This window comes from Cupriavidus basilensis (assembly GCF_008801925.2).
Lineage (GTDB): Bacteria > Pseudomonadota > Gammaproteobacteria > Burkholderiales > Burkholderiaceae > Cupriavidus > Cupriavidus basilensis.
The window spans coordinates 4,122,204-4,136,612 of record NZ_CP062803.1; the positions used below are offsets into that span (position 1 = coordinate 4,122,204).

Sequence of the window (14,409 nt, forward strand, 5' to 3'; positions counted from 1 at the left end):
ACGGCACTTGCCGGGTGCGGCCTTTTGCCCTTCAGTGATGCGTGGTGCTTGCACTTGCCCTAGGGGCCCTTACCCTTACTTGCCTTCGCTCTCCTGCCAGCGCGCCATCAGCGTGTTGGAGGGCAGCGTTTCGTCGAGCAGCTTGCGCGCGGTCTCCACACCTGCCACCGGCAGGCCGGCCGGATCGAGCATGCCGATCTGCACCAGCACGCTCGCCTGGTCCCAGTAGATGTGCTCGTGGTACAGCTTGTCACCGCGGAACTTGACGATGGCGATGAGGGGGATTTCCACCCGCTTGCCAGTGGGCGCCACGCCAGGCAGCATCCAGTCGACCTCGCAGGTATGCGTGAAGCAAAACAGCATCTCGTCGACGATCTGGCTGGCGCCCACGGTGCGCGACAGCGGTATCAGGCAGGTATCGGGCGGATTGCTGTTGACGAAATGGTTCTGGTAGAAGCGCTTGAGCTGCCGGTAGCCGACGCCGCCAGTCATGGTCGGGATATGGTTCACGTAGGGTTCCGACACCATCGTCGCCATCGTGGCATCGACATCGCGGGTGGCGAACTCGTATTCGCAGTGCTTGTCCCAGAGGGCCGAGAAATCGTAGTGCGGCCCCATCTCTGCGCGCAGCGCGGCTATCGAGCGCTGATGCGCCATCAGCGCCGACGGGCGGTCGAAATGCTCGCCGCCGGTGCGCGCGAACGCGTGGTCCACGCCTGGATAAACGTACAACTCGATGCCGTCCTTGCCGCCCAAGGCTGCGCGGATCTTCGCTTGCGCCTCAGGTGGGCAGAAGCCGTCGCGCTCGGCCACATGCAGCACCAGCCGCCCCTGGATATTGGCCGCCTCGCCCAGCGCATGCTCGATGCCGACGCCGTAGTAGGCCACGGCACAGGCCACGCCATCCAGGCGGCAGGCTGCCAGGTAGGCGAGCTTTCCGCCGAGGCAAAAACCGAGCACTCCGGTCTGGCCCACGCATTCTGGACGGGCCCGCAGCGCGTCCAGCACCGCACCGACATCCTTGACGCCGAGGGCCTCATCGAAGCGCTGATACAAGCCCAGGGCGCGCTGAAAGTCCTCGCCGCGATCACCCAGTTCGATGCCGGGGGCGATACGCCAGAACAAGTCCGGCACCAGCACCGTGTAGCCCTCCTCGGCGTAGTAGTCCGCCACGGCGCGCATGGTGGCATTGACGCCGAAGATTTCCTGGCACAACACGATGCCGGGTCCCTTGCCCGATGCGGGCGTGGCAAGATAGGCGTTGAATGTGCCGTCGGCGGCGTGGATCTGGATAGTCTGGCCCATGGGCTGCGCTCCTCTGTTTTTGGGGGGTTGGGGCTGCCGTGCTGGATTCCATCATGGGCGATCCGCACCGCAGCAAACTAGCCGCGGGCTGCAGCGGCTATCCGATTAGTGCAGGAAAATGCCGGCGCGGGCAAGGGGCGCAGGGGAGCGATCCACTATAGTGGTGTGAAGGAATCCGCCCGCAGGCTGGCCGGGCCCAATGTACTAAGCGGCGCGCCAATGACGCCGAGGAGCGAGACAATGCCTCAGCCCCCCGCGGCCACGGCCACCGAGCCGCTGGCACGCGCCCTGCTATCCGACCCCACCCGGCTGGTCTTCGCCTCGACCGACCAGGCCCAGACGCGCGCAGCGGTGGGTACGGTTTTCAAGCCGCACAAGCTCACCATCGGCGGCACGACGCTGGCTGCCCGCATGCATCATGCACCGCTTGGCGCGGTGTCGCTCAACCGGCTAGCCTACGGCGCCGAGGTCCAGATCGAGCCGGGGCCGCTTGATGATTTCCTGCTTGTGCAAATGCCGTTGGCAGGCCATGCCCAGATCCATTGCGGCCAGCAGCAGATCCTCTCCGACCGCGACATGGCCTCGGTGCTCACGCCGAGTGATCCCGTGCGGATGCGCTGGAGCCACGACAGCGACCAGTTGATCGTGCGCGTGGAGCGCGGTGCGCTGGAGAGGGTATGCGCGGCGCACCTCGGCCATCGGTCACAGGCGCCGCTGCGCTTTGAGCTTGGGATGGGTTGGCGCCGCCTGGCGGCCTGGTATCAGCTGATGCACTACCTGGCGGACCTGCTGGCGCTGGCGCCGGACGCGGCGCGGCATCCGTTGACTGCCTGCCAGCTGGAGCAGCTGGTGATCGGCACGTTGTTGACAGTGCAGCCCCACAGCCTGGCGGAGGCGATGCGGGCACGGGGCAAACCGCTGGCGCCGCGCCACGTGAAGCAGGTCGAAGAGTACATCCATGCCCACGCGCAGGCACCACTAACCCCCACGCTGCTGGCGGAAATCGCTGGTGTGAGCCTGCGCGGGCTCTATGCGGGCTTTCGAGAGCACCGCGGCATCAGCCCGATGGCCTACCTGCGCGCGGTGCGGCTGGAGCGTGTCCGCCATGACCTGCTGAACGACCCGGCGATCGACTCGGTCACGGCCGCGGCCCTGCGCTGGGGCTTCGGCCATCTGGGGCGCTTTAGCGTGGAATACCGCAAGAGTTTCGGCGAACCGCCGGGGCAAACGCTGCGCCGGCGCTAGTCCGCCTGGGCCGCATTCGTCGGGGTGGGAGCGCAAAAACAAAAACGGCGAACCGAAGTTCGCCGTTCTTGTTTGCGCAAAACCGCTTGGAGCGGTCCTGTGCGGAATACCTTACACCTTGATTTCGACGTCGACGCCGGCCGGCAGGTCGAGCTTCATCAGTGCGTCAACGGTCTTGTCGGTAGGATCGACGATGTCCATCAGGCGCTGGTGAGTACGGATCTCGAACTGATCACGGCTCGTCTTGTTGACGTGCGGCGAACGCAGGATGTCGAAGCGCTGGATACGGGTCGGCAGGGGCACCGGGCCCTTGACGATCGCGCCAGTACGCTTGGCGGTATCCACGATTTCGGCTGCCGACTGGTCGATCAGGCGATAGTCGAAAGCCTTCAGGCGGATACGGATCTTCTGGTTCTGCATGATATTTCCTTAAAAGAGCGATGGGCGGCGTGCGCCCTGGAACATGGGAACAAGCCGACGGTATTGTACCGCCAGCCTGCTCCAGGAAGTTTGCTTAGTCGAGGATCTTTGCCACGACGCCGGCGCCGACGGTACGACCGCCTTCACGGATAGCGAAACGCAGGCCTTCTTCCATGGCGATCGGGGCAATCAGCTTGACCGTGATCGACACGTTGTCACCCGGCATGACCATTTCCTTGTCCTTCGGCAGCTCGATCGAGCCGGTCACGTCGGTCGTACGGAAGTAGAACTGCGGGCGGTAGTTGTTGAAGAACGGGGTGTGGCGGCCGCCTTCGTCCTTCGACAAGATGTAGACCTCGCCGGTGAAGTGCGTGTGCGGCTTGATCGAACCCGGCTTGCACAGCACTTGGCCGCGCTCGACGTCTTCGCGCTTCGTGCCGCGCAGCAGCAGACCCACGTTGTCGCCAGCTTGACCTTGGTCCAGCAGCTTGCGGAACATTTCCACGCCGGTGCAGATGGTCTTGACCGTCGGCTTGATACCAACGATTTCGATTTCTTCACCAACCTTGATGATGCCGCGCTCGATACGACCGGTCACAACCGTGCCACGGCCCGAGATCGAGAACACGTCTTCCACCGGCATCAGGAAGGTACCGTCGATGGCACGTTCCGGCGTCGGGATGTAGCTGTCCAGCTGTTCGGCCAGGGCCAGAATGGCTTGCTCGCCCAGTTCGCCCTTGTCGCCTTCCAGTGCCAGCTTGGCCGAACCCTTGATGATCGGGGTGTCGTCGCCGGGGAATTCGTACTTGGACAGGAGCTCGCGCACTTCCATTTCGACCAGCTCGAGCAGCTCGGCGTCGTCGACCATGTCGCACTTGTTCAGGAACACGATGATGTAAGGCACGCCAACCTGGCGGGCCAGCAGGATGTGCGCGGCCATGCCGTCAGCAGCCGATCGTCGTGCGGGCCCGTGATCATGTTCTTCACATAGTCAGGTGGCCCGGGCATCAACGTGGGCCGTCGTAGACGTGGGCGGTATTGCCGATTTCGTCGTACTTCTTGGCCGAACCGCCAAACTTGGCTGCCAGCACCGTGGCAATTGCTGCCGTCAGGGTGGTCTTGCCATGGTCAACGTGACCGATCGTGCCAACGTTCACGTGCGGCTTAGTCCGCGAGAACTTTTCCTTTGCCATTTTTCAGCTCCTAATCGAAACCAGTATGTCGTGTTCACAGTGCCGCCGCGCACAACGCGCGGCGGCGGATTTTTTACTTACTTGCCACGTGCCGTGATCACGGCGTCGGCTACGTTCTTCGGAGCTTCAGCGTAGTGCTTGAACTCCATCGTGTACGTAGCACGGCCTTGCGTGGCCGAACGCAGCGAGGTCGAGTAGCCGAACATCTCTGCCAGCGGAACTTCCGCGCGCAGGATCTTGCCACCGCCGACCATGTCGTCCATGCCCTGGATAATGCCGCGACGCGACGACAGATCGCCCATCACGTTACCCATGAAGTCTTCGGGCGTTTCCACTTCCACGGCCATCATCGGCTCGAGCAGCACGGGGCTTGCGCGGCGCATGCCTTCCTTGAAGCCCATGGAGCCGGCCATCTTGAACGCGTTTTCGTTCGAGTCCACATCATGGTACGAACCGAAGAACAGCGTGACCTTGACGTCGACCACCGGGAAGCCTGCCAGAACGCCGGCGTTCAGGGTGTCCTGAATGCCCTTGTCCACTGCGGGGATGTACTCGCGCGGAACCACGCCGCCCTTGATGGCGTCGACGAATTCGTAGCCCTTGCCCGGTTCTTGCGGCTCGAGCTTCAGCACCACGTGACCGTACTGGCCACGGCCGCCCGACTGCTTGACGAACTTGCCTTCCACTTCGTCGCAGGTCTTGCGGATGGTTTCGCGGTATGCAACCTGGGGCTTGCCCACGGTGGCTTCCACGCCGAATTCGCGCTTCATGCGGTCAACCAGAATTTCGAGGTGGAGCTCGCCCATGCCCGAAATGATGGTCTGGCCGGATTCTTCGTCGGTCTTCACGCGGAACGACGGATCTTCCTGTGCCAGGCGGTTCAGGGCGATGCCCATCTTTTCCTGGTCAGCCTTGGTCTTCGGCTCGACAGCCTGCGAAATCACCGGCTCCGGGAACACCATGCGTTCCAGGATGATGATGTGGTCCGGATCGCACAGCGTGTCGCCCGTGGTGGCTTCTTTCAGGCCAACCGCGGCGGCGATGTCGCCTGCCAGCACTTCCTTGATTTCTTCGCGCTGGTTGGCGTGCATCTGCAGAATCCGGCCCAGGCGTTCCTTCTTGCTCTTGACCGGGTTGTAGATGGTGTCGCCCGAATTGACCTTGCCCGAATAGACGCGGAAGAAGATCAGCTGGCCGACGAACGGGTCGGTCATGATCTTGAACGCCAGAGCGGAGAACTTTTCGTCGTCCGCGGCACGGCGCGACACTTCCTTGTCGTCGTCGTCCACGCCGGTGACCGGCGGGATGTCGACCGGCGACGGCAGGAAGTCGATCACGGCGTCCAGCATACGCTGCACGCCCTTGTTCTTGAACGCGGTGCCGCACAGCATCGGCTGGATTTCGCAGGCGATGGTACGGTCGCGCAGGCCCTTGATGATCTCGGCTTCGGACAGTTCGCCCTCTTCCAGATACTTGTTCATCAGCTCTTCGTTCGACTCGGCAGCTGCCTCGACCATCTTCTCGCGCCATTCGTTGCACGAGTCGGCCAGTTCAGCCGGGATGTCCACGTAGTCGAACTTGGTGCCTTGGCTGGCCTCGTCCCAGATGATCGCTTTCATCTTGATGAGGTCGACCACACCCTTGAAGGTGTCTTCGGCGCCGATGGGCACAACGACGGGAACCGGGCTAGCCTTCAGGCGGGTCTTCAGCTGGTCGTAGACCTTGAAGAAATTCGCGCCGGTACGGTCCATCTTGTTGACGAAGGCCAAGCGCGGCACGCCGTACTTGTTAGCCTGGCGCCAGACGGTTTCCGACTGGGGCTGCACGCCACCCACTGCGCAGTAGACCATGCAAGCGCCGTCCAGCACGCGCATGGAGCGCTCCACCTCGATGGTGAAGTCCACGTGGCCCGGGGTGTCGATGATGTTGATGCGGTGTTCCGGGTAATTGCCGGCCATGCCCTTCCAGAAGGCGGTGGTCGCAGCGGAGGTGATCGTGATGCCACGCTCCTGTTCCTGCTCCATCCAGTCCATCGTGGCGGCGCCATCATGCACTTCACCGATCTTGTGGTTCACACCGGTGTAGAACAGGATACGCTCGGTCGTGGTGGTTTTACCCGCGTCAATGTGAGCCGAGATACCGATATTGCGGTAGCGCTCAATGGGAGTCTTACGAGCCACTTTAATCCTCTATTCGTCCGTGAGACGCCGGCATCTCATTGCCAACGCCCGTAACACAAACGGGCGAGCGTGTGAAAACACAGCCCGCCCGGCAACCAACGGCGTATAACTCGCGCGCTTTAGAAGCGGAAGTGCGAGAACGCCTTGTTGGCTTCGGCCATGCGGTGCACTTCGTCGCGCTTCTTCATCGCGCCGCCGCGGCCTTCCGCAGCTTCCAGCAACTCACCTGCCAGGCGCAGCGCCATCGACTTCTCGCTGCGTTTTTTCGCGGCCTCGCGCAACCAACGCATCGCCAATGCCAAACGACGCGACGGACGAACTTCGACCGGAACCTGATAGTTGGCGCCGCCCACGCGACGGCTCTTCACTTCGACCACCGGCTTCACGTTGTTGATCGCAACGGAAAACACTTCTACGGGGGCCTTGCCTGCCTTCTTTTCGATCTGGTCGAACGCGCCATAAACGATACGTTCGGCAACCGACTTCTTGCCGTCCAGCATCAGGACGTTCATGAACTTGGCAACTTCAACGTTACCGAACTTCGGATCGGGCAGGATATCCCGCTTGGGGACTTCACGACGACGTGGCATCTTCTTTCCTTTAGATTCAGTTGAGAGCGCGGCAATGATTTCCCGCTCTCCGGCCACCAACTAGCTTGCCTTCCATCGAGGCAAATTCGCCGGGTGACCACTTACTCGACGGCACGGCGCATAAACGCTCCGTTGTACCGCCGCCTGGTGACAGCACCATGACGCAACCGCCACAGGCCATCGTTTGTTGCTTTGGGCGTTGTGCCCGGCTTGCCTGGCGTTAGCCTTAAGCAGCCTTCGGACGCTTCGCGCCGTACTTCGAACGTGCCTGGCGACGATCCTTCACGCCTTGCAAGTCCAGCGAGCCACGGACGATGTGGTAACGCACACCCGGCAAGTCCTTCACACGGCCGCCGCGGATCAGCACGACCGAGTGTTCTTGCAGGTTGTGGCCTTCACCGCCGATGTACGAGATGACCTCGAAACCGTTGGTCAGGCGCACCTTGGCGACCTTACGCAGTGCCGAGTTCGGCTTCTTCGGCGTCGTGGTGTACACACGGGTGCACACGCCGCGACGCTGGGGGCAGTTCTCAAGCGCCGGGCTCTTGCTCTTGACGACTTCAGAGACACGCGGCTTGCGAACCAGTTGGTTGATAGTTGGCATTGTTCAATCCAGCTTGGTTTTACGGAAAAACACCCCTGGGGCCACAAGCAATGGGCCGAAGAGGCAACGACGGGTTTTGGGCGGGAAAAGTGAGCGAGCGCTCTTGAGACGGACCTGTGGAGGAACAGACTGGCCAAAGAGCGCGAGCTCGCCTGGGATCCCGCTGCGACCACACCACCAGAGCATCACACGATCCCCTGGCGGGCTTGCCGATTGCGAACCGAGGGCCACAATTGCGACAGGCGAGCGAAATCCAAAGCCAAAAACTCGAATCTGACATGCTAGCAGCGACTACGTAAACCGTCAAGCAGCTTCTGACAGAAGCATGCTGCTCGGCTTGGGTCCGCGCAGTGCCTCAAAAGTCCTCCACGGCGCCCAGCGCTTCCAGGATGGCATCGCCGTAGCGCTCCAGCTTGGCGGCGCCGATGCCGGGGACTTCAGCCATTGCCGTCAACGAATCCGGCGCGCTGCGTGCCAGTTCGGCCAGCGTGGCGTCATGGAAGATCACATAGGCCGGCACACCGTGCTCGCGTGCCGTCTCGGTGCGCCACTTGCGCAGCGCCTCCCAGTTGGCCAATGCCTCGGCGTCCATGCCGGCGGTATGGTCGGTACGTGTGCCGGCGGAGCCGCGCGTGCCACGCTCGCCGCTCTTGGCTGGCTTGCTGGCCTGGCGGCGCAGGGTGATCGGCATCTCGCCCTTGAGCACTGCGCGGGCAGCGTCGCCCAGCAGCAAGGCGCCGTGGCCGCCATGGTCGATCACCAGCAGGCCGTGGGCGATCAACTGACGGAAGATGGCGTGCCACTCAGAGACCGAACGGTCCGCGCCGATGCCAAACGTGGAGACCTTGTCGTGGCCCCATTGACGGATTTTTTCCGACGCGTTGCCGCGCAGCACGTCGACCATATGGGTCGCGCCGAAATGAACGCGGCTGGCCTGCGCCGTACGGTAGACACATGACAGCGCCATCTGCGCTTCACGTGTGCCATCCCAGGTAGCGGGCGGCTCCAGGCAGGTGTCGCAGTTACCGCAGGGTTCGCTGGCTTCGTCGAAATAGCCAAGGATGCGCACGCGGCGGCAGCCGGCCGTCTCGCACAGCCCGAGCAGTGCATCGAGCTTGGCGGACGAGACGCGCTTGTGCGCATCGTCCGCCTCGGACTCGTCGATCATGCGCTTTTGCTGGACCACGTCGCCGAGGCCGTAGGCCATCCAGGCGTTGGCCGGCAGCCCGTCGCGGCCGGCGCGGCCGGTTTCCTGATAGTAGCCTTCCATGCTCTTGGGCAAGTCCAGGTGCGCCACAAAGCGCACGTCCGGCTTGTCGATGCCCATGCCAAAAGCGATGGTGGCCACCATGATCACGCCCTCTTCCTCGCGGAAACGGGCCTGGTGGTGCTGGCGCACGCCCGCATCCATACCGGCGTGGTACGCCAGCGCGTTGAGGCCCTGGGCGCTGAGGTAGCTGGCGGTGTCCTCCACCTTCTTGCGCGACAAGCAATAGACGATGCCGCTGTCGTGCGTGCCGTCCGCGGCCAGGTGCTCGGCCTTGATAAAGGCCAGCAACTGCTGGCGCGCATTGTCCTTCTCGACGATGCGATAACGGATATTGGGGCGGTCGAAGCTGGAGACGAAGACGCGGGCGTCGTGCAGCGCGAGGCGCTCCACGATTTCCTCGCGCGTGACGGAATCCGCGGTGGCCGTCAGGGCAATGCGCGGCACATCCGGGAAGCGCTCGTGCAGTACCGATAGCTGGATGTACTCGGGTCGGAAGTCATGGCCCCACTGCGAGACGCAATGCGCCTCGTCGATGGCGAACACGCCGATACGGGTACGCTGGAGCAGGTCCTGGAAGCGCGGCGTCATCAGCCGCTCGGGCGCCACATAGAGGATTTCCAGCCGGCCGGCGAGCAGATCACGCTCCACCGCGGAGGCCTCGGCCCCGCTGAGCGTCGAGTTCAGCACTGCCGCGCGCACGCCCGCCTCGGACAGCGCCGCGACCTGGTCCTGCATCAGCGCGATCAAGGGCGACACCACGATGCCGGTGCCCTGCCCGGCCCGCTGCCGCAGCAGCGCGGGAATCTGGTAGCACAACGACTTGCCGCCGCCGGTCGGCATCAGGACCAGGCAATCACCGCCATCGGCCACATGGTCGATGATCTCCCCCTGCCGGCCGCGGAAGGCGTGGTAGCCAAAAACATCCTTGAGAATCGCCAGGGCGCGCGACATAGCAACAGCTTAAAAAAGGGGTGGGACCGCGAAAGGCGTAACCATACCACCAAGGGCGCGGCTAACTACTTCGGCCTGTAACGAATGTTCCCGGATTTCTTTCGTCTGGCGGCGCATGGAGCACGGGTCCGTCCCCCTGCGGCAACACATAAACACAACGAATAAAAATGACCGATAAACACCGAGATAAATAAAACTGGCGATATAGCTACAGGCAAAAAAAACCCGGCCACCAGGGCCGGGCTTCTTCATGCTGCTTGCTTGCAGGCTCAGGCTGGCAGTCTTAGACCGCGTCGCCCTCGCCTTCGGTCGTCGCCTGCACCACAGGCGGCTCGATGAAGAGCGACTGCTCCTCGTCGGAGATCGCCTGGGCACGTTCGCGCTCGGCCGCCTCGCGCGCCTTGCGGGCACGGTGGTAGGCCAGACCCGTACCAGCGGGGATCAGTCGGCCAACGATCACGTTTTCCTTCAGACCACGCAGGTCGTCGGTCTTGCCCATGATCGCGGCTTCCGTCAGCACGCGGGTGGTTTCCTGGAACGATGCCGCCGAGATGAAGCTGTCGGTGGACAGCGACGCCTTGGTGATACCGAGCAGCAGGTTCTCGTACGTGGCCGGACGCTTGCCTTCGGCGATCACGCGATCGTTCTCGTCAAGCAGTTCCGAGCGCTCCACCTGTTCACCCGGGATGAACTTGGTGTCGCCCACATCCGCGATCTGCACGCGGCGCAGCATCTGGCGCACGATCACTTCGATGTGCTTGTCGTTGATCTTCACGCCCTGCAGACGGTACACGTCCTGCACTTCGTCGACGATGTAGTGCGCCAGCTCCTCGATGCCCTTCAGGCGCAGGATGTCGTGCGGGTCCGCCGGACCTTCCACGATCATTTCGCCCTTGTTCACCACCTGGCCATCGTGCACCAGGACTTGCTTTTCCTTGGTGATCAGGAACTCATGGGCGTTGCCGTCCAGGTCCGTAATCACCAGGCGTTGCTTGCCCTTGGTGTCCTTGCCGAACGACGTGGTGCCGGTGACTTCCGCCAGCACGGCGGCATCCTTCGGCGAACGCGCTTCGAACAGCTCGGCCACACGCGGCAGACCCCCGGTAATGTCGCGGGTCTTTTGCGATTCGGTCGGGATACGTGCAAGCACTTCGCCCACGTGCACCTGCTGGCCGTCCTTCACGGTGATCAGCGCGCCGACCTGGAAGCCGATGGTCACGGAGTGGTCCGTGCCCGGGATCTTCACTTCCTGGCCGTTGGCGTCGAGCAGCTTCACCTGCGGGCGCAGGCCCTTGGTGGCAGCCGTACGGCGCTTTGCATCAATCACCACGAGGGTCGACAGGCCGGTGACCTCGTCCATCTGCTTGGCGACGGTCACACCTTCTTCGACGTTCTCGAACTTGGTCGTACCGGTGTACTCCGACACGATCGGGCGCGTCAGCGCGTCCCACGTGGCGAGCTGCGTGCCAGCCTTGATGGCCTGGCCGTCCTGCACCAGCAGCGTGGCGCCGTACGGGATCTTGTGGCGCTCACGCTCACGGCCGTGGTCGTCGGTGATCAGCGCTTCGCCCGAACGCGAGATGACGATCAGCTCGCCCTTCGCATTGGTGACGTAACGCATGGTCGCCGTGAAACGCACGGTACCGGTTGCCTTCGCTTCCACGCTCGATGCCACGGCCGAACGCGATGCCGCGCCGCCGATGTGGAACGTACGCATGGTCAGCTGGGTGCCCGGCTCGCCAATCGACTGAGCGGCGATCACGCCAACCGCTTCGCCGGAGTTCACCAGCACGCCGCGGCCGAGGTCGCGGCCATAGCACATGCCGCACAGGCCGTAGCGCGTGTCGCACGACAGCGGCGTGCGCACCTTCACTTCGTCCACGCCGATGGCGTCGATCATGTCGACCAGGTCTTCGTCCAGCAGGGTGCCGGCCTCGATCGCGGTTTCCTGGGTTTCAGGGTTCACCACGTCGGACACCGTCACACGGCCGAGAATCCGGTCGCGCAGGGCTTCGATCACTTCACCGCCTTCGACCAGGGCCTTCATGGCCACGCCGTTGGTCGTGCCGCAATCGTCTTCCACCACCACCAGATCCTGCGTCACGTCGACCAGACGACGAGTCAGGTAACCCGAGTTCGCGGTCTTCAGTGCCGTATCCGCCAGGCCCTTACGCGCGCCGTGGGTGGAGATGAAGTACTGCAGAACGTTCAGGCCTTCACGGAAGTTCGCCGTAATCGGCGTTTCAATGATCGAGCCATCCGGCTTGGCCATCAGGCCACGCATGCCGGCCAGCTGACGGATCTGCGCAGCGGAACCGCGCGCGCCCGAGTCGGCCATCATGTAAATCGAGTTGAAGGAGTCTTGCTTCACGGTGTTGCCGTGACGGTCGACCACGTCTTCGTGCTGGAGCTGCTCCATCATCGCCTTGCCCACCTGGTCGCCGGCGGCGCCCCAGATGTCCACGACGTTGTTGTAGCGTTCCTGGTCGGTCACCAGACCCGACATGTACTGCTTGTCGTATTCCTTCACCTTGGCAGCCGCGTCGGAAATGATCTTTTCCTTTTGCGGCGGCACCAGCATGTCGTCGATGGCGATCGAAATACCAGCGCGCGTTGCCAGGCGGAAGCCCGACTGCAGCAGCTTGTCAGCGAAGATCACGGTCTCGCGCAGGCCGCACTTACGGAACGCGGTGTTGATCAGGCGCGAGATTTCCTTCTTCTTCAGCGGCTTGTTCAGCACCGAGAAAGGCAGGCCCTTCGGCAGGATCTCGGACATGATCGCGCGGCCGACCGTGGTGGCCTGCAGCGTGATCTTGGGCGCAAAGCGGGCGTCGCCCACTGCGTCCTTGTCGACCAGTTCATACTCGGTGATACGCACGTTCACGCGCGAAGCCAGTTCGACTTCCTTGTTCTCGTAGGCGCGGATCACTTCGCTGATGTCGGCGAACGTCAGGCCTTCGCCCTTGCCGTTGATCTTGTCGCGGGTCGTGTAGTACAGACCCAGCACCACGTCTTGCGACGGGACGATCGACGGATCGCCGTTGGCCGGGAACAGCACGTTGTTGGAGGCCAGCATCAGCGTGCGGGCTTCCATCTGCGCTTCCAGCGACAGCGGGACGTGAACAGCCATCTGGTCGCCGTCGAAGTCGGCGTTGAACGCCGCGCAGACCAGCGGGTGCAGCTGGATGGCCTTGCCTTCGATCAGCACCGGCTCGAACGCCTGGATACCCAGGCGGTGCAGCGTCGGCGCGCGGTTCAGCATGACCGGATGCTCGCGGATCACCTCTTCGAGGATGTCCCACACCACCGCGGTCTGGCTTTCCACTTCCTTCTTCGCCGCCTTGATGGTGGTGGCGATGCCCATCGTTTCCAGCTTGTGGAAAATGAAAGGCTTGAACAGCTCGAGCGCCATCAACTTGGGCAGGCCGCACTGATGCAGCTTCAGGGTCGGGCCCACCACAATGACCGAACGGCCGGAGTAGTCGACGCGCTTGCCCAGCAAGTTCTGGCGGAAACGGCCGCCCTTGCCCTTGATCATTTCGGCCAGCGACTTCAGCGGACGCTTGTTGGCGCCCGTCATGGCCTTGCCGCGACGACCGTTGTCCAGCAGCGAGTCAACCGCTTCCTGCAGCATGCGCTTTTCGTTGCGCACGATGATTTCAGGCGCCTTCAGTTCGAGCAGGCGCTTCAGGCGGTTGTTACGGTTGATGACGCGGCGATACAGGTCGTTCAGGTCCGAGGTGGCGAAACGGCCACCATCCAGCGGAACCAGCGGACGCAGTTCAGGCGGCAGCACCGGCAGCACTTCCAGGATCATCCATTCCGGCTTGATGCCCGAACGCTGGAACGCCTCGAGCACCTTCAGGCGCTTGGCGAACTTCTTGATCTTGGCTTCGGAGCCGGTGGTCTGCAGCTCGGCGCGGATCGTTTCGATCTGCTTTTCGATGTCGATGCCGCGCAGCAGTTCACGGATGCCTTCGGCACCCATCATGGCCACGAACTCGCCTTCGCCATACTCTTCGCACTTGGCGATGTAGTCGTCCTCGGACATGATCTGGCTCTTCTTGAGCGGGGTCATGCCGGGTTCGAGCACCACGAATGCTTCGAAGTACAGGACGCGTTCGATATCGCGCAGCGTCATGTCGAGCACCATGCCCAGACGCGACGGCAGCGATTTCAGGAACCAGATGTGCGCGGTCGGCGCAGCCAGTTCGATGTGGCCCATGCGCTCGCGGCGCACCTTGGCCAGCGTCACTTCAACGCCGCACTTCTCGCAGATCACGCCACGATGCTTCAGGCGCTTGTACTTGCCGCACAGGCATTCGTAGTCCTTGATCGGGCCAAAGATCTTGGCGCAGAACAGGCCATCGCGCTCGGGCTTGAACGTCCGATAGTTGATGGTTTCCGGCTTCTTCACTTCACCGTACGACCACGAACGGATCTTCTCTGGCGATGCCAGGCCGATCTTGATCGCGTCGAACTGCTCTTCCTGCTGAACCTGCTTAAAGAGATCGAGCAATGCTTTCATTGCAACTCCTTGTTTCGCCGCCAGCCCGACAGCATGTCGGGCCCGCGGCATTCATCCTGTGGGAAAACCGTAGCGGGCATTCGGCGGTAGGCGGGCCATTCACGGCCGGCCTACCGCGCACTC

General features: G+C 62.9%; 8 protein-coding genes and 1 pseudogene. 1 reads left to right on the top strand and 8 read right to left on the bottom strand.

Annotated features, from left to right (window positions below; all coding sequences use genetic code 11):
- Positions 1 to 75: 75 nt before the first annotated feature.
- Positions 76 to 1,305: a dienelactone hydrolase family protein gene (locus F7R26_RS19010; protein WP_150985747.1), complete on the bottom strand. Its 1,230-nt coding sequence runs from the start codon at positions 1,303 to 1,305 to the stop codon at positions 76 to 78.
- 240 nt (positions 1,306 to 1,545) lie between these two features.
- Between F7R26_RS19010 and F7R26_RS19015 the strand changes: the two genes are divergently transcribed.
- Entirely contained in the window at positions 1,546 to 2,550 is a 1,005-nt protein-coding gene (locus F7R26_RS19015; protein WP_150985748.1) for an AraC family transcriptional regulator, read from the top strand.
- Positions 2,551 to 2,661: 111 nt separating this feature from the next.
- Here F7R26_RS19015 and rpsJ read toward each other — a convergent pair whose 3' ends face one another.
- The 7 genes and pseudogenes from rpsJ to rpoC all read right to left on the bottom strand — a co-directional run bounded on the left by rpsJ (position 2,662) and on the right by rpoC (position 14,286).
- A complete protein-coding gene (gene rpsJ, locus F7R26_RS19020) occupies positions 2,662 to 2,970 on the bottom strand; it encodes a 30S ribosomal protein S10 (protein WP_006160488.1) in 309 nt (102 codons plus the stop codon).
- A 94-nt stretch (positions 2,971 to 3,064) separates the two neighbouring features.
- Positions 3,065 to 4,163 (bottom strand): annotated as a pseudogene (gene tuf / locus F7R26_RS19025) (elongation factor Tu).
- A gap of 77 nt (positions 4,164 to 4,240) precedes the next feature.
- A complete protein-coding gene (gene fusA, locus F7R26_RS19030; protein ID WP_150985749.1) occupies positions 4,241 to 6,343 on the bottom strand; it encodes an elongation factor G in 2,103 nt (700 codons plus the stop codon).
- A gap of 119 nt (positions 6,344 to 6,462) precedes the next feature.
- On the bottom strand, positions 6,463 to 6,933 hold the full coding sequence (gene rpsG, locus F7R26_RS19035; protein WP_035876146.1) for a 30S ribosomal protein S7: 471 nt from the start codon (positions 6,931 to 6,933) through the stop codon (positions 6,463 to 6,465).
- A gap of 226 nt (positions 6,934 to 7,159) precedes the next feature.
- Positions 7,160 to 7,537, bottom strand: a complete 378-nt coding sequence (gene rpsL, locus F7R26_RS19040) for a 30S ribosomal protein S12 (protein ID WP_006162330.1) — start codon at positions 7,535 to 7,537, stop codon at positions 7,160 to 7,162.
- 355 nt (positions 7,538 to 7,892) lie between these two features.
- Positions 7,893 to 9,758: a DNA helicase RecQ gene (gene recQ / locus F7R26_RS19045; RefSeq protein WP_150985750.1), complete on the bottom strand. Its 1,866-nt coding sequence runs from the start codon at positions 9,756 to 9,758 to the stop codon at positions 7,893 to 7,895.
- A gap of 283 nt (positions 9,759 to 10,041) precedes the next feature.
- The gene (rpoC, locus tag F7R26_RS19050) at positions 10,042 to 14,286 is read right to left on the bottom strand and encodes a DNA-directed RNA polymerase subunit beta' (protein ID WP_150985751.1); all 4,245 of its coding nucleotides are present in this window, start codon (positions 14,284 to 14,286) and stop codon (positions 10,042 to 10,044) included.
- Positions 14,287 to 14,409: the final 123 nt, after the last annotated feature.